The sequence below is a fragment of the Leptothoe spongobia TAU-MAC 1115 genome (assembly GCF_018739885.1).
Taxonomy (GTDB): Bacteria; Cyanobacteriota; Cyanobacteriia; order Phormidesmidales; family Phormidesmidaceae; genus Leptothoe; species Leptothoe spongobia.
The window spans coordinates 1-26393 of record NZ_JADOES010000008.1; the positions used below are offsets into that span (position 1 = coordinate 1).

General features: G+C 47.5%; 26 protein-coding genes. 3 read left to right on the plus strand and 23 right to left on the minus strand.

The window, feature by feature from the left end:
* Nucleotides 1–208 precede the first annotated feature (208 nt).
* From IXB50_RS22010 to rpaB, 11 genes are all read right to left on the minus strand, one after another.
* Nucleotides 209–925, minus strand: coding sequence for an RIO1 family regulatory kinase/ATPase domain-containing protein (locus IXB50_RS22010; RefSeq protein WP_215607986.1), 717 nt, complete (start codon nucleotides 923–925; stop codon nucleotides 209–211).
* 6 nt (nucleotides 926–931) lie between these two features.
* Nucleotides 932–1699, minus strand: a complete 768-nt coding sequence (locus IXB50_RS05705; protein WP_215607987.1) for an HAD family hydrolase — start codon at nucleotides 1697–1699, stop codon at nucleotides 932–934.
* A gap of 412 nt (nucleotides 1700–2111) precedes the next feature.
* On the minus strand, nucleotides 2112–3005 hold the full coding sequence (locus IXB50_RS05710; protein WP_326520728.1) for a 2-hydroxyacid dehydrogenase: 894 nt from the start codon (nucleotides 3003–3005) through the stop codon (nucleotides 2112–2114).
* 194 nt (nucleotides 3006–3199) lie between these two features.
* The gene (locus IXB50_RS05715; RefSeq protein WP_246564132.1) at nucleotides 3200–4183 is read right to left on the minus strand and encodes a homogentisate phytyltransferase; all 984 of its coding nucleotides are present in this window, start codon (nucleotides 4181–4183) and stop codon (nucleotides 3200–3202) included.
* A 174-nt stretch (nucleotides 4184–4357) separates the two neighbouring features.
* The gene (locus IXB50_RS05720) at nucleotides 4358–5425 is read right to left on the minus strand and encodes an AI-2E family transporter (RefSeq protein ID WP_215607989.1); all 1068 of its coding nucleotides are present in this window, start codon (nucleotides 5423–5425) and stop codon (nucleotides 4358–4360) included.
* Nucleotides 5409–5750, minus strand: coding sequence for a DUF2288 domain-containing protein (locus IXB50_RS05725; protein ID WP_326520730.1), 342 nt, complete (start codon nucleotides 5748–5750; stop codon nucleotides 5409–5411). The genes IXB50_RS05720 and IXB50_RS05725 overlap by 17 nt, the downstream gene beginning before the upstream one ends.
* Nucleotides 5751–5783: 33 nt before the next feature.
* Nucleotides 5784–6434, minus strand: a complete 651-nt coding sequence (locus IXB50_RS05730) for a lysophospholipid acyltransferase family protein (RefSeq protein ID WP_215607991.1) — start codon at nucleotides 6432–6434, stop codon at nucleotides 5784–5786.
* 22 nt (nucleotides 6435–6456) lie between these two features.
* The gene (fabD, locus tag IXB50_RS05735) at nucleotides 6457–7335 is read right to left on the minus strand and encodes an ACP S-malonyltransferase (protein WP_215607992.1); all 879 of its coding nucleotides are present in this window, start codon (nucleotides 7333–7335) and stop codon (nucleotides 6457–6459) included.
* Nucleotides 7336–7450: 115 nt separating this feature from the next.
* Entirely contained in the window at nucleotides 7451–8449 is a 999-nt protein-coding gene (locus tag IXB50_RS05740) for a beta-ketoacyl-ACP synthase III (RefSeq protein WP_215607993.1), read from the minus strand.
* A 6-nt stretch (nucleotides 8450–8455) separates the two neighbouring features.
* Nucleotides 8456–9490, minus strand: coding sequence for a phosphate acyltransferase PlsX (plsX, locus tag IXB50_RS05745; protein ID WP_215607994.1), 1035 nt, complete (start codon nucleotides 9488–9490; stop codon nucleotides 8456–8458).
* A 182-nt stretch (nucleotides 9491–9672) separates the two neighbouring features.
* Nucleotides 9673–10401: a response regulator transcription factor RpaB gene (gene rpaB / locus IXB50_RS05750; RefSeq protein WP_031294240.1), complete on the minus strand. Its 729-nt coding sequence runs from the start codon at nucleotides 10399–10401 to the stop codon at nucleotides 9673–9675.
* 432 nt (nucleotides 10402–10833) lie between these two features.
* On the opposite strand from rpaB, the gene radA reads away from it, so the two are divergent.
* Together radA and IXB50_RS05760 are read left to right on the plus strand one after the other, a co-directional pair.
* Complete coding sequence (gene radA, locus IXB50_RS05755) at nucleotides 10834–12306, plus strand: DNA repair protein RadA (protein WP_215607995.1); 1473 nt, start codon at nucleotides 10834–10836, stop codon at nucleotides 12304–12306.
* Nucleotides 12307–12326: 20 nt separating this feature from the next.
* Entirely contained in the window at nucleotides 12327–13784 is a 1458-nt protein-coding gene (locus IXB50_RS05760; protein WP_215607996.1) for a cyclic nucleotide-binding domain-containing protein, read from the plus strand.
* 13 nt (nucleotides 13785–13797) lie between these two features.
* Here the strand turns inward: IXB50_RS05760 and IXB50_RS05765 are convergent, their stop codons facing one another.
* From IXB50_RS05765 to IXB50_RS05820, 12 genes are all read right to left on the minus strand, one after another.
* Nucleotides 13798–14304 carry a hypothetical protein gene (locus tag IXB50_RS05765; protein ID WP_215607997.1) on the minus strand — a complete coding sequence of 169 codons (507 nt, stop codon included), beginning with the start codon at nucleotides 14302–14304 and terminating at the stop codon, nucleotides 13798–13800.
* Between the two features lie 227 nt (nucleotides 14305–14531).
* A complete protein-coding gene (locus IXB50_RS05770) occupies nucleotides 14532–14741 on the minus strand; it encodes a thioredoxin domain-containing protein (RefSeq protein WP_215607998.1) in 210 nt (69 codons plus the stop codon).
* A 491-nt stretch (nucleotides 14742–15232) separates the two neighbouring features.
* Complete coding sequence (locus tag IXB50_RS05775) at nucleotides 15233–15700, minus strand: hypothetical protein (protein WP_215607999.1); 468 nt, start codon at nucleotides 15698–15700, stop codon at nucleotides 15233–15235.
* 156 nt (nucleotides 15701–15856) lie between these two features.
* On the minus strand, nucleotides 15857–16801 hold the full coding sequence (locus tag IXB50_RS05780; RefSeq protein ID WP_215608000.1) for a F0F1 ATP synthase subunit gamma: 945 nt from the start codon (nucleotides 16799–16801) through the stop codon (nucleotides 15857–15859).
* A gap of 70 nt (nucleotides 16802–16871) precedes the next feature.
* Nucleotides 16872–18386, minus strand: a complete 1515-nt coding sequence (atpA, locus tag IXB50_RS05785) for a F0F1 ATP synthase subunit alpha (RefSeq protein WP_215608001.1) — start codon at nucleotides 18384–18386, stop codon at nucleotides 16872–16874.
* Nucleotides 18387–18449: 63 nt separating this feature from the next.
* On the minus strand, nucleotides 18450–19007 hold the full coding sequence (atpH, locus tag IXB50_RS05790) for an ATP synthase F1 subunit delta (protein ID WP_215608002.1): 558 nt from the start codon (nucleotides 19005–19007) through the stop codon (nucleotides 18450–18452).
* On the minus strand, nucleotides 19004–19531 hold the full coding sequence (locus IXB50_RS05795; RefSeq protein ID WP_215608003.1) for a F0F1 ATP synthase subunit B: 528 nt from the start codon (nucleotides 19529–19531) through the stop codon (nucleotides 19004–19006). Before IXB50_RS05795 ends, atpH begins: the two co-directional genes overlap by 4 nt.
* A gap of 72 nt (nucleotides 19532–19603) precedes the next feature.
* Nucleotides 19604–20032 (minus strand): F0F1 ATP synthase subunit B', encoded by a 429-nt coding sequence (locus IXB50_RS05800; RefSeq protein WP_215608004.1) that lies wholly within the window; start codon nucleotides 20030–20032, stop codon nucleotides 19604–19606.
* Nucleotides 20033–20089: 57 nt separating this feature from the next.
* On the minus strand, nucleotides 20090–20335 hold the full coding sequence (gene atpE / locus IXB50_RS05805) for an ATP synthase F0 subunit C (RefSeq protein WP_215608005.1): 246 nt from the start codon (nucleotides 20333–20335) through the stop codon (nucleotides 20090–20092).
* A 61-nt stretch (nucleotides 20336–20396) separates the two neighbouring features.
* Nucleotides 20397–21149, minus strand: coding sequence for a F0F1 ATP synthase subunit A (atpB, locus tag IXB50_RS05810; RefSeq protein WP_407658791.1), 753 nt, complete (start codon nucleotides 21147–21149; stop codon nucleotides 20397–20399).
* A 46-nt stretch (nucleotides 21150–21195) separates the two neighbouring features.
* Entirely contained in the window at nucleotides 21196–21690 is a 495-nt protein-coding gene (locus tag IXB50_RS05815) for an ATP synthase subunit I (protein ID WP_326520731.1), read from the minus strand.
* Between the two features lie 185 nt (nucleotides 21691–21875).
* Nucleotides 21876–23075 carry a class I SAM-dependent methyltransferase gene (locus IXB50_RS05820; RefSeq protein ID WP_215608007.1) on the minus strand — a complete coding sequence of 400 codons (1200 nt, stop codon included), beginning with the start codon at nucleotides 23073–23075 and terminating at the stop codon, nucleotides 21876–21878.
* Between the two features lie 479 nt (nucleotides 23076–23554).
* Between IXB50_RS05820 and IXB50_RS05825 the strand changes: the two genes are divergently transcribed.
* On the plus strand, nucleotides 23555–26248 hold the full coding sequence (locus IXB50_RS05825; protein ID WP_215608008.1) for a phycobilisome rod-core linker polypeptide: 2694 nt from the start codon (nucleotides 23555–23557) through the stop codon (nucleotides 26246–26248).
* The last annotated feature ends 145 nt before the right edge of the window (nucleotides 26249–26393 follow it).

A 26393-nucleotide genomic window follows, 5' to 3' on the forward strand; every position in this document is an offset into this window, starting at 1 on the left:
AGGCTCGACGAAACAATGGATGGAGACTTAATTCAACCACACTATTCGCACCACTATGGGCACATAACGCATCCAACAAATCCATTAGACTGTCGGTGCGGTGGCTGAAACTTCTGTAAAGCTGCTTCCGAAATTGGACAAGCGGGTTGATAAAATCTGCAGTAGTCATGGCAATAGGCAGAGTGTGTTTTTATTTGCTCTTTATCGCCTATTGCCGCTTCTTCGTACATCCCTCTCTACAAATTTGTACAAAGTCCAATGATTTAGTCACATGGGGAAACCAAGGACGTAAGTGTTTGGCGATACGGGTACTGATAAATAACCCTTGCACTAATGTGGTTATATTGGCGGGTCGTCGATCCAGACTCGCTTTGCTAAAGTCTATGATTATTGGCTCCTGGGCACGCATCAGCGCATGGGCTGTAATACAGCGTAAATCGCCATGATCTAGCCTAGCTTGATCCAATCGGTATGCCTGATGGATCAGTCGCACCACGATGTGATGAATCTCCTCAACACCATGTGATTTTTGCAGCCAGTCCACCAACATTGGACCATCAATATAGTCCATCAGCAAAAAGTTATCGCTGTGGGCAATATGGCTTGGTCCGACGCCAATAACATTAGCCCGCTGTAGCATGGTTGATTCTATAGTCAGGCTAGATTGGGGTGCAGACTCCCGGCGGATCTTGAGTACCCGATCCTCGCCCTGATGCAACACCCGAAACACGACACCGCAGTAACCCAAACCCAGAATTTCTAGCCCCGCTAACGTCTCTGGGCCATGGGAATAAATGCCATCAATACTCAAGGTCTGTAACTCAGCCCAACGGTGAAGCACAGTATCTTCATCACCGTTGGGATAGGCCAATAGTTGGCGAGCTGGACTATGCCAAAACTCCTCCAGGCTAAGGATGGTTGTCACGGACACCTAAGCCAATAGCTGGCGGGCTAGGTTAACAGTGAAGTAGGTGGCATTGCCAGCATCACCAGATATCACAGTAAAAGGAGTTTCTGGAGTACCGAGATCGCTAAGCACCAACTTGGCCCCGGTAAAATCTTGGGCTTTGGTGTATTCGTTGACGGTGACAACGGTTTTTAGACCGGTGGGGGTAGCAGAACGGAGACCGTTATTCGTGTCTTCAAAGGCTAAGCAATTGTCAGCAGGTAGGTCCAAATGCTCTAGGGCGTACTCAAAAATATCAGGGGCAGGCTTCTTCTTGGGGACCATGTCGCCTGCAGCAATAACATCAAACCAGTTGAGGCTATCTGGACCGAGGGTATTTTCGAGCAGGGCTTGAACATTAGCAGGAGTGGTGGTGGTTGAGATCGCAAGCCTCACCCCCTCACTCCGCGCCTCATTCAACAAACGCTCCACACCAGGACGCAGAGGAATCTTGCCCGCCGCTGCATACTGCTTGTAATAGGTTGTCTTGGTAGCATGCAGATGCTTAATCATGGCATCCAGGTCACTAAAGTCCGCAGGCACTTGAAAATCACTGAGATAGTCCTGCACATAGGCACGAATCCGCTCTTTACCACCGGACACCTCCAGGAGCTTACCGTACAGTTCTGGAGTCCAATCCCAATCCAGCCCGGTATCCGCAAACGCTTGGTTAAAGGCAGGACGATGGCCATCCCGCTCAGTTTCTGCCAGGGTACCATCCACATCAAAAATCAACGCCTTTAACTCTGCCACAGACCTCTCCTGTTAACTGAAATCTCCAGGGTTGATTTTACCGTTATTGGGAATATGGCTCACCATAGGCTCTGGACAACATCCAGAACCACAATTAGTTCTCAACTCGTAGGTTTTGCTACAAACATGCATCTTATGAGCTTGATATGTTTAGATTGGACGATTCAATCAGCCCCGCCCAATGGATTCCTTGATGGCTAAACTGGAGGGCTACAGCTGGATTTCACTGTCGTTCATATACTTATGTGCCTAGTCAGGCATTTCTCGAAGCGTTTCAAAAAAGCTCAACCATAAGGTTGAGCTTTTTTCTTTTTACCATTGCTGATTTAGAAGATGAAACGGCCTGTTAGGCAGCCCCTATAGTAGCCTCGTCCAGAGGAAAACATCGCTCAGATCAATAACACCTCTTTATTTAATAGCCTTGCTGCCGATCAACCCAATTGAGTAATAGTTGCCCAGTAATCATCCGTCGATAGTTATCAACAATTTGAGGCGCGACAGAGACTGGATCGGTCAAACTGGCAATGTGGGGAGTGATCGTAATTTTGGGCTGAGACCAAAAGGGATGATCTTGGGGCAAAGGCTCTTGGCGACAGACATCTAAGCAAGCTCCAGCCAGATGGTTATTATTTATCAATGAGAGCAAATCTTCTTCAACCAGGTGCTTACCCCGCGCCACATTTACAACGTAAGCCCCTTGGGGTAGTTGGCCTAGAGTACCTGTATTGAGAATGTTCTCGGTCTCGGCAGTGAGCGGCAATAAACAGATGAGAATTTCACTAGCCGCTAAAAAGCTTGATAGTTGATCTTGTCCAGCAAATACATGGATCTCAGCAAGTACCTTTGCTCGTCGAGACCAGCCCACAACCTTAAACCCCAGTCGTCTCAGCCGAGCTGCCACCGCACTACCAATTTGTCCAACACCCATCACACCAACGGTAACTTCGTCGATATTCCGTGGTTGCATAGGCTGCCACTGATGAGCCTGTTGCTGCTGGACATAGTCAGGAAACTGACGCACATGGTTTAAAACGGCAGCTAAGACATAATCTCCCATCTGACTCACCAGTCGTGGATCAACCATGCGCACCACGGTAGCCTGATCAGGAATAGAGCTATCTTGCAAAAGATTATCCACCCCTGCTCCCATGGAAGCAATAACCTTCAAGTTTGGGTACTGAGCAAAAATACCCTGGGGTTGAGCCCACACCAGAGTAAATGAGACATCGGCTTTATCGCCATCGTCGGGCCATATGCGCAGGTCTATATCTGGCGAAATCGCCTTGATGGCAGCTACCCAAGGCACAGGGTCTTTAGTCGGGCAAATTAAACTTAAGGCCATTTGATTAGGGAGCTGCCTTACAACGATTACATGAAGTCTTCTCTAGAAGAAAATATCGTTGCTGATTTAGAGGATGAACCGATCTGGCAGACATGCCATGTACCGGCATTTCGTAGATGAAATCATAGTTCGGATCAACAACGCCAAGAAAATACTGCCTAAATCTGGTGTAGCAAACAGGCTGTAGGGAAAATCAGGTACTCGATAAAAAATAATTTCCAGATGAACTGGTAATACTCTCGGTAGGTAAAGCTTGCATTATCTGTATTGCCTGGGGAGTGCTGTACCTGATAACCGAGATACCAGAAATATATCAACGCTAGGACATGGGTAACGATTAAAAACCCAGCGTTGATACCAGGGATAAATGTGGCTGCAATAATGAGACTGCTGTAACAAACGGTCAATAGCCACCAGACTAGCTGCGCAACTCTGGATGCTTCCGTTTCATCAATGGACTGAGCCTCGTTGTCACGTAAGCCTTTTAGCAACGCGATCGCACCACTAAAAGCCACCACGACTAACGTCAGTGCCCCAATCCGCCATGGGATCTGGGGGATCAACCCCAACTGGCTAGACGCATGCAGAAAAATTCCCAGATTTACCACAGGCCCACGCACCAGCAACTTACAATAAGGGCCTACAAATGCAAAGCGCTTAAGCTGTAGCGGAGGTAACGAATACGCTGTACCGATTGCCAGGCTAAGCCAGACAGTGACTATCAAGTATAGACTCTGGGATACTACCGCCAATAAGATGGCACAACTACAGGCAATACCCACCAGCATTTTTGCCTGGGGAGCAGAAAACGCCCCCGAAGCAATCGGCAGATAGGGCTTATTAACACGATCGGCAGCAACATCCTCAATCTGATTTAGACCAACGATGTAAATATTGGTACAAATGCAGGCCAACCAGGTGATCCATAGGGAACTCACCCCCTGCCATACATGAAATGTACCCGGTGATAGCCCTAATGGATGACGCGCAGCCCAAGCAATGGCAAATAAACCCAAGACGCTCAGGCTAGTGCCAACGATGGTGTGTGGCCGGGAAAACTTCCAGAAGGCCTGCAACCAAGGAATTGGGCTTTGAATTAAATTTAGAGATGGACGGCTCAGTGCAGATTTCGTCATCGGCATTGTGGGGGACCTCTAAAATCACCATGCCGAGTTTTCCCGAGACCGTCAACAGATTCAGAGCATTGTTGAAATGCTTAATAGAACTGCTAAACATTTGTATCGACCTTGATTCAAGTTCTCAGTTTTGACCATGACGTTTTGTAGGGGCATTCCATGGAAAACCTCTACAAAACGTCACACCGACCGTCCTTTGATCTCATCCACATCCAATAAACTCACAACTACCCCAGCAATGGGAATTGCTAAAAACAAGCCCAATAGTCCCGCAATTCGCAAACCTACAATCAGGGCAAAAAACATTACTACAGGATTAATGTTGAGAGAGTCTCGCATGACATGGGGAAGTAGCACATTTTCTTCGACCTGCTGTAACAAAATACACACAACCACTGATTGAATAGCTATGCCTATACCTTGGGACAATAACAACATGCCCACTAAACCCACACCCAATGTGGCCCCAATTCCAGGAATCAAATCAAACAATCCAGCAATCACTGCCAAAACAAGGGCATAGGGAATTTTCAATAGTAAAAAGACAACAAAGGTAGAAATCGCAAAAAAAATCGACAGTAACAATCGCCCCCAAAAGAACCCAAGAAGATTTTTTTGAATGGTAAGGGTTAACCGCTGTCGATGATGTTCGGGAACTACTTTTAAAATTAAGCGCCAGAGCTGTGGACCATCTAGCATCATAAAGAACGTCACCACAGCAATCAAAATGCCGTTAATAAAATTCTCCAGCAACGTCTGAACCAAACCTAATCCAGAACCCAGCAGTATAGTCGCTTGCAGTTGCAGTTGTTCTCCCAATGTTTGCAAATCTACCTGCACATTCCACTGGCGTAGTGTGGTTTCAATCTGCTCTATCAAAGGCAACAGCGAATTAAGAAAGTCTGTACCGTTTTCTAACAGGCTCTGACCTTGAGCAATCACCGCCAGCGCCAGGGTGGTCACTACCCCACCCACCAGAACCAAGGCCACCATGAAGACGACAAAGACAGCAACGTTATGGGGTAATATGCGTCGGCACCACCGTACTGGATAACTCAGCAAAAATGCCAAGATGATGGAAATCACAAAAATCACCACCACGATCTCAAAGTACGTTAGTACCTGTATTGATGCCCAGCCACTGGTCAGCAATAGCAAAAATCGGACAAGCACCGAGTTGTCTAGCCGGGACAGGAGCGTTTGAACTCTTGATAACGAGGGCTTCTGTGGATTAGGTAGGGAAGCCACTGCTAGTGTCCGCCACTTTCAGAATCTCTTGGACCAGAACATACGGTTGGACAATCAAGGACTGCAACTGATTGGTAGGTCCTTCGAAGCCCCAGGTTTCTAGCTGTTCTTTACTGGGTTTGGTAATCAGCTGCTCACCAATCCAGCGCTGTACAGACTGTACGTTGTCATTGGTGAGCGCTATACCGACATCAACAAGGTCAAGCTGAGGATCAACAAAAACAACTGCATCACGGGCAATATGGGGCTTTAGCCAATTCCATTGGGTTGGAGCTACCATACTGGCTAGCTCTTGTCTTAAATCTTGTGCCATTATCGAACCCATCACTCTGACTGAAAAATTATTGTAACCTCTGCATTAACGCCCAAGGTCATGCATGGTGTGGATGAGATCGCAACAATACTCAGTCACCGCCTTTAAAGCGTCCTTATCCTTACTAGAGCCTGGAGGAGCAATCGGCGGGCCAATGCGCACCGTCACCGGTAAAGGCTTCGGAAATTTTGTGCCTCTTGGCAAAATACGATGAGTCCCCCACAGACTGACAGGGACCAAGGGTACCTGAGCTTTAGCTGCAATCATCGCAGCACCTAGTTTGGGCTGTGGAATACGGCCATCGGGAGTACGAGTTCCCTGTAGAAAGACACCCACAGCCCAGCCTTGATCGAGTTGTTCAAGGGCAGCCCGAATAGCACCACGGGCTGAACCGCCCCGCTGTACTGGATAAGCGCCATAAGCACGAATCGCTGGCGCAAGCACTGGCACCTTAAACAATTCTTGCTTGGCCATGTATGAGACAGGACGACACACACAAGAAGAGACTATGGGCGGGTCAAAATCACTGGCATGATTAGCGACGACAAGCACCGGACCTGATGAGGGCATATTTTCGGCACCATAGATGTGACCACGAAAGTATGCTCGCAGCATAGGGTTGACTATCGACCATTTGAAAAGGTGATAGAGGGCCAGACTAAATTTGGGTTCGCGTTGTCGTTGAAGATGGTTCACGCGCTTACAGTGGGCTATCGCCTTAAATGGCTCCAACCTGTTCCAAGGTGCCTACATTTTTTAAAGTGAGGCTACGGCAGGTGCGTTTGATTAAGCCAGCTAAGACTTTACCAGGACCAACTTCTATTACGGCCTCTATACCCTGCTCCGGCAAGTTTAAGGAAATTTCACGCCAACGAACCGCTCCGGTCATTTGTTGCATCAGACGCTGTTTAAGCACCTCACCATCTTTACTGGGCGTGGGATCAACATTGGAAAGCACTGGTACCGTTGCATTTTTGAAGGGTAAGTCAGTCAAAATCTGATCAAACTCATGGGCAGCGGGGGCCATTAGCGGAGAATGAAAAGCACCACCCACATTCAATTTGACGGCTCGTTTAACTTTGACACCGGCCATGATCGTCTCAACTGCGTCCGGCGTACCAGAAATGACTACTTGACCTGAGTTATTATCATTTGCAAGAACGACGCCTTCGGTAATGGCTAGTTTTTCATCTAATTCGCCCCGATTAAAACCCATGAGGGCGGCCATAGCTCCATCAGCAGCCTGGGCCATCAGCTCTGCACGACGCTTGACCAAGCACAACCCAGAGACAAAATCAAACACACCAGCTGCATATAGGGCCGAATATTCACCTAAGCTATGCCCTGCGACTATATCTGGCTGAATACCTTTAGCTTTCAGCAAATCGGTCAAGATGCACTCGACAACGTAAAGACAGGGCTGGGTATAGAGTGTGTTTGCTAGCTGAAATTCCTCGCTTTGGCATCGACCTAGGACTGACCAACCCAAAACATCATCTGCTTCAGCAAACTTATCTTTGGCCACTTCAGCCAAATCATTGCCCATTCCTACAGCCTGGGACCCTTGCCCAGGAAATACCCATGCGGTCTTCGTCATCGTCGTTAAGGTAATTGTCCGTTTCTCACTGTCTCAGCAAATGAGCAATTAGGAAAGTGTTAAGAAACCGGTGGTAGTCAGAGAGTGGGCAGTGACAATCGAACCGAGGAAAACATTACAATCCCCATTCCAATAAGGCTGCCCCCCAGGTAAGACCTGCACCAAAACCGGACATGGCAATTTTGTGCCCGGCTTGAATCTGACCGGTGCGGACCCATTCGTCTAAGGCAATGGGAATCGATGCAGCAGAGGTATTGCCATGCTTAGCCATGTTGCTAACAACTCGTTCGTTGGGAAGTTTTAGGCGTTTGGCAACGGCATCAAGAATGCGCTGGTTAGCCTGGTGCAATATCAACCAGTCAATGTCGTTAGCCGCTAACCCAGCATGGAAAAGGGTTTTTTCTAAGACTTCAGGGACTCGGCTCACAGCAAAACGATAAACTTCACGACCATTCATGGTAATGGCGGTAAACGTCCCCTTCTGGGTGGTAACTCCATTCGTTAAAGGAACTGCATTGGCTGTATAGGCCAGATTTAAGCAGCCATTCATCGTGCCATCGCTACGCATTTCAAACCCCAGCAGTCGGTCGCGATCGCAGGCCTGCATCACCACGGCACCAGCACCATCCCCAAACAAGACACAGGTAGTCCGGTCTTCCCAGTCCACCCATCGGCTGAGCAGATCAGCGCCAATCACCAGCACATTCTGATAAGTGCCTGTGCGAATAAACTGAGCCGCCGTGACCACACCAAATACAAAACCGGAACAAGCAGCAGTCAGATCAAAAGCAACAGCACGAGTGGCACCAATGGCAGCCTGCACCTGACAGGCCGTACCAAATAGGTCATCCGGTGTGGAAGTGGCCAAGACGATCAGGTCAATATCGTCTGGGGTTAGATTGGTGGCCGCGATCGCATTTTTAGCGGCCTGGGCCGCAAGCGTCGTGAGCGATTCACCCACGTTAGCCACATGACGCCGACTAATGCCTGTGCGGGTAGAAATCCACTCATCAGAGGTATCAACTACGCGGCTAAGCATCTCATTACTAAGCGTCGTCTCAACCTGAGCACTACCACTACCAATAAAGGACACACCGGCCACAGCATTTATCATTATTTTCTAGTCTCCGTTGGTCACTGATGCAGCAACCTTTTGGTACTGCCCCTGAATATGCCCAATCACACCATTATCCACGGCCTCTTTGGACAGTCGGATAGCGTTAAAGATAGACGGAGCATTCGAGCTACCGTGACTAATGACAGCCACACCGTTAACCCCTAACAGCAAGGCACCACCATGCTCAGCATGATCGAGACGTTGTTTAATGCGCTTGAGATTACCCTTAAGGATAAGCACCCCTAGCTTTCCTAAAATACCGCGTGGCAGCTCCTCACGGAGAATATTCATCGCGGCCTCACCAACAGCCTCAGCAAATTTCAACAACACATTGCCCACAAAGCCATCACAGACAATCACATCAAAATTGCCCGAAAGCACGTCTCGCCCTTCAGCATTCCCCACAAAGTTGATTGCCGTTGAGTCACTCAAAGCCTGATGCACCTGAACAGCAACATCATTTCCCTTACTGGGCTCTTCACCAATGTTGAGTAGACCGACACGGGGGTTGTGCGCTCCAAAGGCATACTCAGAATACACACTACCCATGAGAGCAAACTGCTCCAAAAACTTAGGGCGACAATCAACATTGGCACCCACATCTAAAATTAAAACAGGCTTACCAGCTACCACAGTTGGGAAAACTGCACCGATAGCAGGCCGATCGATACCCTTAATCCGACCTATACGTAAAAGAGCTGCTGCCATAGCCGCACCAGAATGACCAGCTGACACCACAGCATCAGCTCGCCCCTTTTTCACCATATCCATGGCAACATTGATCGATGCATTACGCTTTTTTCGCAGAGCGCTAAGTGGCTCTTCGTGCATCTCAATCGTGCCTTCTGCAGGAACAACCTCGATCCGACTTAGACTGTCAGGATCAGCTACAGAAGCCCTAATTTTGTCAGGATCGCCGACAAGCAAGATCTCAACATCTAGCTCTTCCCTTGCCCTAATAGCTCCAGCAACGATTTCGGCAGGTGCATAATCGCCCCCCATTGCATCAACTGCGATCCGCGCTTGAGTTAAGCCCATCGGATTGAATCTATAGAAACTTTAAGAAATTCTATCAGACTGAAACCGATGTGAAGATTTACAACTGAGGTTTTCTGACAAAAGCTTAGGCTAAAGTTCCCAAATATCTGGCTCTTAGAACCGCACTCAGACATATATCTAGATACAGGCCATTTGAGCCAACTTAACCCCTGCAGCCTTAGCTACTCTTCACCAGGCTCAACGATACGTTGAAAAAGATAACCAGTACCCCGTGCAGTCAAAATTAGTTCAGGATTACTAGGATCATCTTCTAACTTGGCTCGCAGTCGAGAAATATGCACATCCACAACCCGAGTATCAACATGACGTTCGGGAGTATAGCCCCAAACTTCCTGCAAAATTTCAGACCGAGAAAAGGGCTCACCGGAACGACTCACCAAAAGTTCCAACAAGCTAAATTCCATTCCCGTTAGCCGGATACGTTCATCACCTTTATAGACTTGGCGCTTATTAGTATCAATTCTAATGTTATTGATGGTAATTACACCAGAACTAGGAATCCCGGAGGTACCCGTTTTTTCAACACGGCGCAGTACCGAACGAATTCTTGCTTCCAACTCCTTTGGAGAGAAAGGCTTGACTACATAGTCATCAGCACCTAATTCTAAGCCCGTAATACGATCCGCCACATCGCCAAGGGCCGTTAGCATAATGATAGGAATATCAGACTCTTTGCGTAGCTCTTGACAAACACCATAGCCGTCTAGCTTAGGCATCATCACATCGAGTACCACTAGGTCGGGAATCTCATGACGGAAGGTATCCAGAGCTTCTTCGCCATCAGCTGCAGTGACGACGTCGTAACCAATCATCGAAAGACGGGTTTCCAAAATACGACGAATACTAGCTTCGTCATCGACGACCAAGATTTTCTCTTTTACGCTTTCCAAAGTTTCTTGAACTCCTACATAACGGCGACGGCAGAAGACTTCGACCGTTGAAGGGAGGAGCAATGCCCTACTCCCTTGAAAAACCGACAGATTCACCACGTTTAAAAAGTCTCAGACGCATGCCTAAAACGCTGTGATGAAAGGACTCCTGATTAAGGCTTTATTAGTTCTTATTAAAGATACCTAACATTGTATTGATTTTTACAGGCTATGGTCTTTTATTGGTAAGGTTTTCAACGTTTCTTAAGGTTGTTCTTTAACAATCTAAAATTTGTAGGTTATCTTATCGGCATTTTTCGTATCGACAAGTTTTACACAGATTTACTTAAAGTAATTGATGTGGTGGGGATTATCTAACGACTGCTTTGACCTTTTTTCGCCTTTGGCAGTCTTTATCATGGGATATATAGTTCATATGTTTTATGACTAGACATGGCTAAAGCACGCTCGATTTATGTATGCAATGAATGCGGGGCAGAATCGCGGCAGTATTTTGGCAAATGTGCTGTGTGTGGCAGTTGGAACTCTCTTGTTGAACAGCTGGTAGAGCCGACATCGACCACCGTCCGCCCCGGCCGCAGTAGCAACAAACGGACAAAACGACCCGAGAGCAAACCACGCCTCGCTAAAACATTTAGCCAGATTGCTGATCATCCTCAAACACGAATTGGATCTGGATATGGTGAACTTGATCGAGTCCTCGGGGGAGGAATTGTACCTGGTTCTCTCGTGCTTGTAGGTGGAGACCCTGGGATTGGCAAGTCTACCCTGCTATTGCAAACTGCCAATCAGTTGGCGGCGCAGGCTTCAGTGCTGTACGTATGTGCGGAAGAATCAGGCCAACAGGTAAAGTTGAGATCACAACGACTCGGCATTGATATTGGTCAGCAGCAGCAGCAGGGACAGGGGCAAACATTGACAACGGTGGGTAGTAGTGCCCAACCTAAATTCCCAGAATCTCTGTATCTTTTGGCCGAAACCGACCTCGAAATCATTCTCTCCGAACTGGAATCTCTCCGACCACGGGTAGCCGTGATCGATAGTATTCAGGCTTTGTTCTATAACCAACTCACCTCTGCACCAGGGTCCGTGTCTCAAGTACGTGAATGCACCTCAGCCCTGATGCAGCTGGCAAAGCGGGAGAATATTACACTGTTTATTGTGGGCCATGTCACCAAAGAGGGTGCCATTGCTGGTCCTAAGGTCTTAGAGCACCTAGTGGATACGGTGCTGTACTTTGAGGGAGATCGATTCGCCAGTCATCGATTACTACGCTCTGTTAAAAATCGCTTTGGGGCCACCCATGAGTTAGGGGTGTTTGAAATGGTATCCCAGGGCTTGGCTGAGGTGCCTAATCCATCAGCTTTATTTATGGGTAACCGCGATGAGGCGGTGCCCGGTATTTCCACAATTGTGGCCTGTGAAGGTTCTCGCCCTTTGGTGGTCGAGTTGCAGTCGTTGGTGAGTCCCACCAGTTACAGCTCTCCCCGGCGTTCAGCCACAGGAATTGAATACAATCGATTACTTCAGATTTTGGCCGTGCTAGAAAAACGGGTGGGCATTCCCCTCTCTAAGCTGGATGCCTATGTGGCCTCGTCGGGAGGATTGAGCGTGGGGGAACCGGCGGCGGATTTGGGAATCGCCATTGCTGTGGCAGCTAGCTTTCGCGATCGCATCGTTGATCCAGCGTTAGTTCTCATCGGCGAAGTTGGACTGGGGGGACAAGTCCGATCCGTCTCCCAGATAGAGCTGCGGCTAAAGGAAGCGGCCAAGCTTGGATTTAAGCGAGCACTGATACCAAAAGGTCAGAAAATTCAAGGGCTGCCCATGGAGATTACTGAAGTAGGCAGAGTAGTAGATGCGATTGCAACAGCCCTCGCCTTTCAGATGGATACAGACGAGTGAGCCCTTGAATTTCTGCCCCCATGTCAGAACTATTTTCAGATATTTTTCAAAAGCTTGGCGACCTGTTCGACATCAAACTGTTGGATTTAGGTAACACGACAGTAACCCCCAAGCTATTAGTCAGTTTGCTAATCTGGCTAATCCTCATTTCCTTCATCATTGGGTTAGTCAAACGCTTTCTCAAACGGCATCTATTAGTAGGCATTGACGCCAATAATCGCGAAGCAATTGCCACGTTGGTGAGCTACGTCGTAGGGGTGATCACCATCTTTATTGCCATCCAATACACCGGTATAAACCTCAGCTCATTGGGGATTATCCTAGGTGGCTTGGGGGTTGGTATTGGATTTGGTCTACAACATATTGCTGATGACTTTATTAGTGGCCTGATTTTGTTATTTGAGCGCACCCTCAAGGTTAATGACCTGATTGAACTAGATGACTATCGATTTCAGGGCTTAGTCGGGCGTATTGTCGAAGTCAACCTCCGCTCGACCATCATTCGTACCCTCGACGATGGGGATGTGGTCATTCCCAACAGCGAGCTGATTAATAATCGTGTTCTAAATTGGAGTCACCGCACATCGATTGCTCGCCTCAAAATTCCGGTAGGCGTATCCTACGACAGCGATCCTATTCTAGTCACAGAACTCCTGCTCAAATCCGCGTATATGGAGCCAGCAGTATGCGATAAACCCATGCCCAAAGCTATGTTTCTAGCCTTTGGTGAAGACTCTCTACAATTTGAACTGTGGGTTTGGATTGATGTGCACAAACGCTTCGATATTCAAAGTTCGCTCCACTTCGCCATTGAATACAATCTGCGACAGTACAACATCGAAATTGCCTTTCCCCAAAGGGATGTGTGGATTCGTAATTTAGCCCCCCAAGGCCTTGGAGACATGAGGCCCCCCTTCTTTAACCGACAAATTGCCTTTGAGCATCACCGACCTGCTATTCCCAAACAAACCACCCTCAAAGACATGCTACGCCAGGTCAGCTATTTTGCTAACTTTAGTGATTTAGAAATCCGTCAGCTGATTGAGATTGGCCATCGTCAACGGAGTCAAACAGGAACTACACTTTTCCATGAAGGGGACGCAGGCAACTCGTTTTACATTTTGCTAGAAGGTAAAATTGATATTTTGGCCGAAAAGCTGAACCGTCATTTGGCCACACTCGAACCCGGTCAATTCTTTGGAGAAGTAGCACTACTCCTAGGAGTTCCGCGTACTGCCATGGCACGGGTAGCAGAAGATGCTCTGCTATTTGTCATCAACCAGCCTAGCTTCTCCGATCTCCTCAGACGCTACCCCGACCTATCTAACCAAGTTGTGCAAGCCATGGCACAACATCGTGATGAGCTAGCCCAACGCCAGCGTGAAATGCGCGCCCTTAACCTAGTTGATTCCAGTGAAGACGATGCTAATCCAGTCATCTGGGCTAGAAAACGTCTTAAACGTATGTTCGATTTATAGCTATGCGCTAAATTTAACGGTGTAGCTTAATTTTGGCAGTCACATACCAGGGCCACTGATAATGCTCAGCAATTAGCCACAATACGATCCCAGCATGAGCCAATAGTGTAGCGACCGTCCAAATCAGAGAAAACTGATTTAGTCCAGCATTATCGATGGGGGGGAACATGTAATTCGAAGCAATCACCAATAGGGCAGGCAAACAGGCAATTGCTAATGCAAAGCTCCAAACAACCGCCGTCACATGACCATCAGGACGCTGATTATGCCGCCACCGCTCCCCCGTCCAAAACCAGACCAATGGCTGAACACCGTCGACCATTTGGAGTGATTGAGCATCCAGATTAGCGGTAAAAATATGTCGACAAAAGCTGCAAGCGAATGCATCGGTCAAGGTAAGCACCGATAACTCACCATGACCACACACGGGACATGTGTAGGTATCGTCATAATTTAATGTACGCAGCGAGCTGCCAGACGACAGCTCAGGGGCCGACAAAGAATGACGCTGGTGACTCATGAAACAGATACAAAATGGCTACTGTCCCCCAACGTATGCGTTTTTAGAAGCCAAAGAATCGAATATGCTGCTTTTCTTAACACAGCCTAGGGTGTTTAAGTAACGAGACTTAACACACTAGGCCAAATTCATTAGCTCTAAGCATAAACGACATCATATGACACAGGCAGCTAAACCAAGCCGCTACTAAAGCATCCCATTAGGCAGCTTAGGTGCAACCCTGAAAGCTATTGGCATCCCATAGCCTTAAGATGCAGCAGCAAGGCATCTGCTTCAGCTTGTAAATGCAAAATCTCAACTTGGATATCGGGCTGATAAGGATAGCGCTTAAGCTCAGCCAAATAGATTTTTTTATTATCAGACGCTGGCTGAGTTTCGCGGATAGAAGCGCTCATACCCAACACAGAAGTAGTCTTGGTTTCGGAAACAGTTTTCATATTTATGCAGCTAGTAATGCCGTTGCTGAATTATGGAGATGAACAGCCATGCCATCGTCACCATTTATTAGGACTTGACACAGTAGCACACTCCGAAACGAGCAACGCCCTAGTTAATAGCTACTTTATCAAGTAGCATCGAAATATTAACCCAAAAGTTCCCATCATATCTTAATTAAAAGATACCAATATTTAATCTGTCCCTCATTTTTTCCTATATATAACGAATTTGCTATTTTTTAATCTCTCGATTAAGAAAGCTCAAATCCAATGGGAACAAGGCTTTTAACAGTCTGAATAAAGGCCCCACAAAAAAATTCTACGACTGAGACAACATCCTGCCCCTAAAAATTTTAGAGGAGCTTGGCAAACGGTAAACGAATGACATTAGAACTAGAGCGACGCCCAACTCCTATATGAAAGTTAGGAAAATAGAGTAAATATTCCGGGCTGAACAGATTAACGACTATTTTACGAAAGACATAGAGTGCTTATTCGATGGAACTGCCAGTTTCTGTCTGAGAAGTGGGAGATTTGGCAATTAGGTCAATGGTATCCCCTAGTGCTGTAGTTAGATTTTGACGAGTTTCCTCATGAGCCGCTTGCTCAGATTTCAGAGCACTAGAGAGCTGATCACATAGAGTAAGGGCATTCGCCAATTGAGAGCGTAGCTCAGAAACTGACTCTACCTGCTCTGTCTGGGCCAATATCTGCTCCAAATTACGAGATGGCTCACCTTGGCTAGGAGTCTGTTTAAATAGCTCTAACTCATTCGCTAAGGCTCGAATCCGCATTTGGCTCCTTTCCGAATCATTGCGACGTTGTTCAGACTCGGACTCGTATAACCTGCGCCAGTTTGCAGCACTTGCATAGGCCTGATCACGTTCCTGGCCAAGCGTCTGCAACTGCTGCTGCAACGTTTGAATCTCCGCTAGCCACTGGGATACCTCGTTGACCATGGGCACTGTCTTTGACGGTTGACTAACGTACAGGATATAGCCTTTTCCAAAAAAGGGAAAATAAGATTGCGATTTATTGGCAAAAAAAAGGCAGTGTCATGACACTGCCAAAATATATGGGGTTAAAAACTTAGAACAACTCGACCAAGGAGCAGCTTATCCTAGAGCTGCTGCACCACCTACGACCTCAAGAATCTCTTGGGTAATGGCCGCCTGACGAGCCTTGTTGTAATCCAGTGTCAGCGTTTTAACTAAATCACTAGCATTATCACTAGCATTGTTCATCGCTGTCATCCGGGCAGCGAGCTCGCTAGCGGCTGACTCTTGCAGAGAACGCAAAATCTGATTGTTGAGATACAACGGCAGCAGAGCATCCAAGATTTGAACCGGATCCTGTTCAAAAATCATCTCCTGGGGAAGTTGTTTTTGTTCAGTTTCAACATCATCGCGTTCTACCCTAAACTGTCCACCACGACTCGTTAAGCGGAAAACTTCATCTTCCTTATCGAGGCCTTCTGGGTTTAAGGGTAGTAGGGTCTGAGTCACCGGTCGAGAACTCACCAAGGAGACAAACTTTGTAAAGATCAGCTCTACACGATCAACCTCTTCCGACAAGAATAGGGAAAGGGCCTGATCAGCAATCTTAGACGCTTCTTCAGATGTGGGAATCTGTTCCAAGCCTACAAAAGTTTTATCAATGGGATAGTCCCGCCTCTGAAAATACTGAGTCGCTTTACGGCCAATCAGAATCATCTGATAGCCAATACCAGCTGCTTTCAGCTCTTTAGCACGATTTTCAGCCCGACGAATAATGTTGGCGTTATAGCCACCGCACAGACCGCGATCGGCAGAAATAACAACCAAGCCCACATTTTTGACTTCGCGCTGTTTCAGTAGAGGTAAGTCTGCCTCTTCAAACCTTAGGCGAGTTTGAAGACCGTAAAATACTTGAGCTAAGCGGTCAGCAAAGGGACGGGTCGCCTCTACTTGCTCCTGGGCGCGGCGCACTTTGGCAGCAGCCACCAGACGCATTGCTTCGGTAATTTTACGAGTGTTTTTGACCGAACTGATGCGGTCACGAATAAATTTGAGATTAGCCATATGCGTTATCTATGGCCAGTCCCCCCAGATACACGAACAACGTTCTCCAGAGGGAATTGGCCAATCCCTCCTATGCCGCCATAAAGGCTTGCTTACACTCAGCGATTGCCTCTTTGATCAAGTCTTGAACCTTGTCAGTCAGCTTCTTGCCTTCGTTGACCTCTTTCACCAATTCAGGCTTGCTGGTGTTGATGTAGTTGCAAAGCTCGGCCACCAGAGGTGCAACCTTCTCTACGGGTACTTCATCAAATAAACCGTTAATGCCGCCGTACACAACCGTTACCTGTTCATGCAAAGAACGAGGAGAGTACTGGGATTGCTTGAGCAATTCCCGCAGACGCACACCACGAGCCAGCTGGGCCTGGGTAGCCGCATCTAGGTCAGAGGCAAACTGGGCAAAGGCTTGAAGCTCATCGAACTGGGCTAGCTCTAGCTTCAGCTTACCGGCCACTTTCTTCATCACCTTAGTCTGGGCTGCACCCCCTACACGGGATACGGAGATACCCGCATTAATGGCAGGACGTAGACCTGAGTTGAACAGGTCAGAAGACAGGAAGATCTGACCGTCGGTGATGGAAATTACATTGGTGGGAATGTAAGCCGATACGTCACCCGCCTGGGTCTCAATAATAGGCAGAGCCGTCATACTACCTTCACCCAGTTCAGGGCTTAGTTTAGCCGCACGCTCTAGTAGACGGGAGTGAATGTAGAATACATCTCCGGGATAAGCTTCACGTCCGGGTGGACGACGGAGCAGCAAGGACATTTGACGATAGGCCTGAGCCTGCTTGGAAAGGTCATCGTAGATAACCAGTGTGGCTTTGCCCTTGTACATAAAGTACTCAGCCAGAGCTGCGCCTGTGTAGGGAGCCAAGAATTGTAGAGGAGCTGGATCGTTAGCGTTAGCCGCAACCACAATGGTGTAATCCATTGCACCACGCTCTTCGAGAACGCCAACCACCTGGGCGACAGATGCAGCTTTCTGGCCAATCGCTACGTAGACACAAACTACGTCCTGGTCGGCCTGGTTGAGAATGGTATCGATTGCGATCGCAGACTTACCTGTCTGGCGGTCACCAATAATTAACTCACGCTGACCACGGCCAACAGGAATCATGGCATCAATAGCCGTAATACCGGTCTGCAGAGGCTCATAAACCGACTTGCGTGCAATAATGCCAGGCGCAGGAGATTCAATCAGGCGGGTTTCAGTGGTCGCAAGATCACCTTTACCATCAATAGGGACAGCTAACGCATCCACTACACGACCCAGCATGGCTTCACCTACTGGAATCTCAGCAATTTTGCCGGTTGACTTCACCGAACTACCTTCTTTTAACTGTCGGCCAGTACCCATCAGTACCGCGCCCACGTTATCCTCTTCAAGGTTCAGGGCAATACCGACAGTGCCATCTTCAAATTCAAGCAGCTCACCAGCCATTGACTGTTCCAGGCCGTAGATACGGGCAATACCGTCACCTACCTGCAGTACAGTACCCACATTGGATACTTTGACGTCCTGGTCATACTGCTCAATCTGTTGCTTAATAATGCTACTGATTTCATCAGGTCTGATGCTTACCATGGGAGTTGTTCTTGTAAGTACAGTAAACGTTAAAGATGAGGGGGGATAAAAGGAGAGGTGCCCTTAGGCAGGACTGTTGAGGAGCAAACTAATGCGCCGTAATTGCCCCCGTAAGCTGGCGTCAACCACTTGAGAGCCGACCTTGATAACAACACCACCAATTAATTCCGGATCGAGACTGGTTGATAAGTCAACCTGACTTGCACCCGTCATAGCAAGCACCTTCTGGCGAATTTCTTCTTTCTGGTGATCAGATAGAGCCACAGCAGAAGTAACCTCTGCCAAAACTGCCTTATTCAGTTGCCGCAACAGTTCTTGATATTGGGCACAGATACGCACTAGAAATGGGATACGCCCCCGATCCACGAGAAACTTCAGAAAGTTGAGCATCGTTGGATGAACCTGCTCACCCGCGAGTTGCATCAAAACATTCTTTTTAATATCAGGATTAATGATCGGATTCTCAAGCAATTGGCCGAGGTCAGGAGAAACTGACAACAATTCAGTGAGAAAAGATGCATCCTGCCCAAAACGATCAGTCAGATCGTTTGATTGAGCGACAGACAACAAGGCCTGCGCATAGGGGCTTACAATGCCCTCAATCACAACACTATCTTTCACAGACGACCTCCCAACAAAGCAATACTTTGATCAATTAACCTCTGCTGTAAGGCGTTATCCATTTGAGATCTCAGTTGGCTCTCTACTTTATTGATAGCCAATGCCGAAACCCGCTGACGTAACTCCGACAAAACACGATCTCTCTGAGAAGAAAGGTCACGAGCAGCCTCATCCTGCATGCGTTTAACGTCACGAACAGCCTGAGCCAATATCTCTTCACGAGCAGCCTGAGCAGACTTTTCAGCCTCTGCTTTGATCTTAGCTGCCATTGATTGCGCTTGCGCGAGATTCTCTTTTTGTTTGGACAAGGCTAATGTTGCTTCTCGTTGACGCTTTTCAGCATCTTGGATAGCGGATTGAATCGCCTGTTGGCGATCAGCCATAATCTGACCAAAAAAACTTCGACCGAAGTAAATCAGTAATGCGATCAGAATGGTGAGGTTAATCAGGTTGGTCTCTATAATGTCGAAATTAAGACCAAAGCCGCCTTCCTCGGTAGCCAATAGAAAAAAGGTTCCAACCATATTCATAACTGCGCCAATAATCCTAAAACTTGCAGCATTGATTCCAAAACAAGCAGAGGAGCTGTCTAGAAATTATGCTGCCTGCGACCCCAAAAGCTTATCCAGTATTCCCTGACTCAGAGAATCAACCTGTTGCTCCAAAGACTTAAAAGCATCACGCTTTTGCTCATCCAGAGCTTTTTGGCTTTGCTCTCGCTGTTGCTGAGCCTGAGCCTGAGCGTCGGCAATCTGTTTAGCGACCGTTTCCTTGGCTTCAGCTTGGGCAGCTGCAATCATCGCTTGAGCTTGCCGACGGCTGTCCGCTAACTCCTGCTCATATTGCTTTGCCAGGGCTTCTGTCTCAGCCAGATATGCTTTTGCGTCAGCCTGATTGGTTCTAACGTACTCATCCCGTTCATCAATTATCTTCAAAATGGGTTTAAACAAAACCGCATTTAAAAGGAACGTCAACAGAACGAACTGAATAGCCATTAAAGGCAATGTTGCATCAAAATCAAACATTAAACTCCTCCGTATGATTTCAGGGACGTATATTAACGCCCCTGAATCTGATGATCCTTAAGCAAAAGGATTTGCAAACAGAAGTACGAGTGCAATCACCAAACCATAGATGGTTAACGATTCCATAAATGCCAGGGTCAAAAGCAACGTTGCCCGAATTTTGCCTTCAGCTTCAGGCTGACGAGCAATACCGGCTACTGCCTGACCAGAAGCAGTACCTTGACCAACACCAGGGCCGATTGCGCCCAAGCCAACGGCCAGACCAGCACCAATAACAGAAGCAGCAGCAACTAATGGATCCATGGTTATTTTCCTTGTTAATTGAATACGGATTAAAGACAGGTCCAGGGACTAAGAAAGCAACCTAATGCGCTTCTTCTTCACCATGGCCTTCTAGGGCTTCATGAATATAAGCCGCAGCCAGGGTTGCAAACACTAGGGCTTGAATCGCACTCGTGAATAGCCCCAACATCATAACGGGCAAAGGGATGAACAACGGCACTAAAAGCACTAACACTGCAACCACCAACTCATCCGCGAGAATGTTTCCAAAAAGACGGAAACTCAGCGAAAGTGGCTTAGTGAAGTCCTCAAGAATCGCAATTGGCAACAAGATTGGCGTAGGCTCAACATACTTCGCAAAGTAGCCTAAACCCCGCTTCTTGAACCCAGCATAAAAGTAGGCAAGAGAGGTCAATAGTGCAAGCGCAACGGTGGTATTAATATCACCTGTTGGTGCCGCTAATTCTCCGCCAGGAATCTCAATGACTCGCCAAGGGAGTAACGCTCCTGACCAGTTGGACACAAATATAAACAAAAACAATGTGCCAACAAAGGGAAGCCAGGCGCGATATTCTTTCTCACCAAGCTGGGCTTTAGCGATGTCTCTGATAAATTCAAAGACATACTCCATCAAATTTTGTAGCCCTTGTGGCACCCTTTGGGGATTACGGGTCGCCAATAACGAAGCTACTAGTAGTAGGCCGATAACCACCCAGGAGGTCAGAAAAACCTGACCGTGGAGTTTCAGCCCTCCCAGATGCCAGTAAAAGTGATGCCCTACCTCTAGCTTCGCCAGTGGCAACACATCAAAGTGCAGCAAACTCAGCATCTTCATTCAGGTTAGGTTGACCAAAAAGACAACAGGCCAGATGTTTAGAAAGCTAAAGGAATTCAGACAAAATCGACGATGATGATCTGAATATAGATACGATGATGGCAACCTTGTATGTCAAAAAGCCAAGAAATATTGGAATGATATGCAGTGGCTCCAACTGGGATGCCACTAAAATTAGACCAATAAAAAGAGCAAGCTGATTCTTGCCCACCTTAGCTTTCTGGCGACCCAATTGCTCAACGCCTTTAGCTAACATTTTTAAGTAAACTACACCGACACATGCTCCAATTAGGCAATTGAAAGCTATGTTTAGGGAGTAAACCATCCACACTGGTACAAATATCACCACTGCCAGGAAGAGTGTGAGTAAAACGAGCTCTTGCTGAAGTTGGTAATACTCCTCTATGGACGGATCAGGCTCGGGCGAAATACCTTTGAGTAATGGCTCATCAGAGTCGATATCTGCTGAGTCATGGCCATCTGACAAAGACGACTCTCCATCCCAAGATGGATCTTCAAGAGGTTTATCTGGCGAGTCCACAAAAAAAATTACTTAAACTAGCCTGGGTATGGCCTGTAGCTGGGGCGAACCCCCCTTAACAAGCCAAGAAAATCATATCATTTAAAGGTAATAATACTTAATGGCGATCCCCCTTTGTTAGATAAGATTTTGCGTCATCATTAAGAAAATCTTACTAATATAAGGGGATGCTATGGTTCTATTCCTTATTCGTCAGGTGTTAGTAAGATCAGCTGCCGTTTTTGCAGAGATCTAACAGTTGTTAGATCAATCGCGGTGTCGGTCAGTAAATCAGCAACTGTATGGTGGCCCGATGATGCATCGCACGCTTTCAGACATTGATATTCGTTATCCGTCACTGTAACGAGCTGATAGTCAGGATTAAAAAAAGACTGACTGGGCCAGCCAGATAGGCAAGGGTTTAAGCTCGATTTCGCTGCTAAGAGTTTCTGGTCATTGGCCCAATCTATCTGGGGCAGAGGCGGACGAGCCAAGAAAAACTCATAGTGGGTGAGCTCAGGATCGAGAAGTTCAATCAGGCGATATTGGGCTCGCTGATTCAATGTTTTAGCCCGCTCCATAACATCGGGGGCTTTGCCGATGAGGCGTTCTAGGCTCCAGTATTGGGGGTTAGAAAAGCCGACAAACTCCAATCCCGATGCATCAATGAGCTCAAATAGTGTGTCGATGGTGTAGTCCACCTCTTGGGGATGGACGTACATATCAGCAAAGCATTCATCTTGATGATTTTCCAAGGCCCATCGTTCCTTGTCTCGCTTGACAATGCGATTATTCTCAGGGAGTGCATCAAAGATCTGGCGACCGACGGCTACCCCATCACGATAATCGCCACGACGATCTCCTTGAACCATAGAAATAGCCTGCTGCATTAGAGAGATTTCCCAACGTCCCAATGCGGCATAAACGAAGATGTGAAGCAACCCACCGGGGGCTACCTTCTGGGCTAACGCCTGAATACCTCGAATGGGGTCGGGCATGTGATGGAGCACGCCAACACAGTTGATCAGATCAAACTGGCCCTCAATTTGGTCCACATCATAGATGCTGAGGTTATGAAAACTCACACGGTCAGCTCCTGAGCGCTGACAGCGCTCACGGGCCACGGCCAAGGTACCAGCACTCAAATCAATACCAGTGACTTGGGCTTCGGGATTAAGGTGAACTAAGTACTCTGTTCCTACGCCGGAACCACAGCCAGCATCCAAAATTCTGACTTGCTCGGTTGCAGGTAGCCTGCCAGTACAAAAGCTATAGGCTGTTGGCCAGTACCACCGCCAGTTATACCCAGGAGGGGGTTCATCAATTAAAGGCTCTGGTGGAAAGGGATAGGTATCGTACAGCTTGGCCACCGCTGCACTAACGGAAGCTTCATTTTCAGAGGTCATGGGAAATGTAGATTTTGAGTTTTGAGTTTATCTGGCTGGGCAAGCAAATCTATAGATATAGAGTTCTGAGGGTGGCAAGGTTCAACCTTCAGTTGTAAAAACGCAGCCATCTAAAGGCATGGACTGTAACGCGCCAAAACTCATCGCTTCAGCATCCTAAGCGTGGCATTTTTTGGGAAACTCTTCGTAAATACAGGTAACAAAACTTATCTTTTCTCTCATTCACTTGCACGCGGTCTTTTATGATGACTCAGTGAGCTAATAACAAGATGTTACACAGTCTTGAGACTACTATCTTGACGTTCCGTAATCGTTTTAATCTGGAACTGTCTAAGAGCCGATAGGCCCATCGCGCTGCTTGCTGGTGTTAACCGCTACTCTGGATCGTTTTTAGATCTGAGTTATTTGGCGCTGAGGGAGGGGTCTGATGCAATCAACTATATTGCAATCAATTTTTAGAAGGGAGCCTTTGAAAAGGAATGACTGTAACAGCTAGTGGTGGAAGCTCCTTAGTGCGGCCACAACTTTATCAAACCTTGCCGGTTACCACGATCACTCAGGCCGAGCAGCAAGACCGCTATATGGAGCGCGGTGAGTTAGATGAGCTGTCTGATTTCTTTAAATCAGGTCGCAAGCGACTTGCGATCGCACAGATCATCACTCAATATTCCGAATTAATCGTTTCCCAGGCGGCAAACCGTATCTTTACTGGTGGTTCCCCACTTTCATATTTAGAACGTCCTGCCCCTGAATCGGCACCTGCGATGGCGGCCCAGGGTCAAGACGCTCCAATCGCAGAAATTGTGATCGAAAGTGGTGATAGCGGTGGCCTATTTTCTGGTCTAAGGGGCCTCGTTAGTAGTAGTGGGGACCTAGGAAGCGCCCCCGCTGGCTTTCGTCCCATTAATGTTGGACGCTATGGTCCTAGCAACATGCAAAAGTCTCTACGAGACATGAGCTGGTTTCTACGCTACTTGACCTACGCCATCGTTGCAGGCGATCCCAACATCATTGCCGTCAACGTACGTGGTCTACGCGAGATCATTGAAGACGCCTGTTCCTCAGCCGCAACCTTAGTCGCTTTGCAAACCATGCGAGGTGCAAGTACCAATTATTTTCGAGGGGATGCCGAAGCCCAGGAACTGGTTCGCTCCTATTTCAATGTTTTAGTTGAGGAATTCAAAGCACCAGCTCCCTCTAACAAGCTGCGTCAACGACCATCTAAAGATCTTCAAGGACTAGAACTACCCCAAATTTATTTCAATGCCGCTGAGCGCCGACCTAAGTTTGTAATGAAACCGGGCCTCTCAACAGCTGAGAAAAGTTCAGTGGTTAAGGCCGCTTATCGTCAAGTCTTTGAACGTGATATTAAGCGAGCTTACTCCCTAGAAATATCTAATCTGGAATCCCAGGTCAAAAATGGCGAAATCGCCATGAAGGAATTCATCCGACGTTTGGCGAAGTCTCCCCTCTACCGTAAAAACTTTTTTGACCCTTACATCAATAGTCGAGCGCTAGAGTTAGCCTTCCGCCATATTTTAGGTCGTGGTCCCAGCTCCCGCGAAGAAGTCCAGAAATACTTCTCTATCGTTTCTGAAGGTGGCCTACCAAAGCTAGTAGATGCCTTAATCGATTCGAATGAATACGGCGACTATTTTGGAGAAGAAACCGTTCCATACCTGCGTGGTCTAGGCCAAGAAGCACAGGAATGTCGCAACTGGGGACCGCAGCAAAACTTGTTGAACTATAGTGCGCCCTTCCGTAAGGTGCCTCAATTTCTCACTACATTTGCTGCCTACGACCAGCCACTGCCGGATCAGCATCCCTACGGCTCTGGGAACGATCCACTAGAAATTCAGTTTGGAGCGATCTTTCCAAAAGAGACTCGTGATCCCAACAACAGTCCGGCTCCATTTAACAAGGACACCCGTCGTATCTTGATTCGTCGAGGTGCCGGTATCGATAGTCAAATGAGTAATCCCGCAGCTCGACCTAAACCCCCAGGCAGTCTTGGGCCTAAGGTCTTTAAACTCGACCAGCTGCCATCAAGCAATGGGGACAGCATAAAATTTTCTGAAAGTTCGACTCAGACAATTATTCGCGCTGCCTATCGCCAAGTTTTTGGCTTTGACATCTATGCAGGACAAGAGCTCAAATCTGCTGAGAACCGCCTGGAAAATGGCGATATTTGTCTACGCGATTTTATTCGCGCCATCGCCAAGTCCGATGCATTCCGCAAGACCTACTGGTCATCGTTATATGTAATGAAGGCGGTAGAGTACATTCATCGTCGTTTGTTAGGACGTCCTACCTACGGTCGCCAAGAAACTAACAAATACTTCGATATTTGTGCCAAGCAAGGCTTTTATGCGCTAGTTGATACCCTGATCGACAGCCCTGAATATACTGAATCCTTTGGGGATGACACCATTCCCTATGAACGCTACGTTACGCCATCTGGTCAATCCTTACGTTCATTCCGCGCTGGCACCGTTGGCTCAACCGGTATCAGACCCGTAACCAAGCCTCAAACTCCGCGCTTTGTTGAGTTGGGAGCTGTTAACTCTGACCGTGGTGATATCGAGGTCAGCAAACGTATTGGCCAGGGTGTGAACGTACGTCGCGTTCAGCTGAAGATCTTTAAGCTCACGAGTCTTTATGACAAGCCCAACCTGAAGCAAGTCACTCAGGCTGCCTATCGACAAATCTTTGAGCGTGATATTCCTCCCTATGTGATTCGGGCTGAGTTCACATCTCTGGAAAGTCTGTTGAGCAACGGTGAGATCAACATGAAGGAATTCATCGAAGGTCTCGGCTGTTCTGACCTTTATAAAAAGGAGTTCTACGCACCTTACCCGAATACTAAGGTGATCGAACTAGGAACTAAGCATTTCCTAGGACGTGCCCCTCTCAATCAGATAGAGATTCGAAAGTATAACCAGATTTTGGCAACCTTAGGGATCCGTGGCTTTATTCAAACCATGGTAGAAACCCCTGAATATGCTGAATTCTTTGGGGAAGATACGGTGCCCTATCGCCGCTTCCCAACATTACCAGCCGCTAATTTCCCCAATACCGAGCGTCTATATCAGCAGCTAACGCGTCAAACCGGTGATGTAGTTGTTCCGAGCTTTTCACCCTCAGTCTCGGCCATTGCATCCATTGATACCTAAAGAACGATTTTAGATCCATACACGGATCTAATTAAATACTCAGAGATCACGTCCTAAAGCTGCTTGCACTTGGGAGATCTCTGAGTTTATTTAGTCGTAAATAGATTGAAAACACTAGGAATCAATCTATTCTGAGGAATGACAT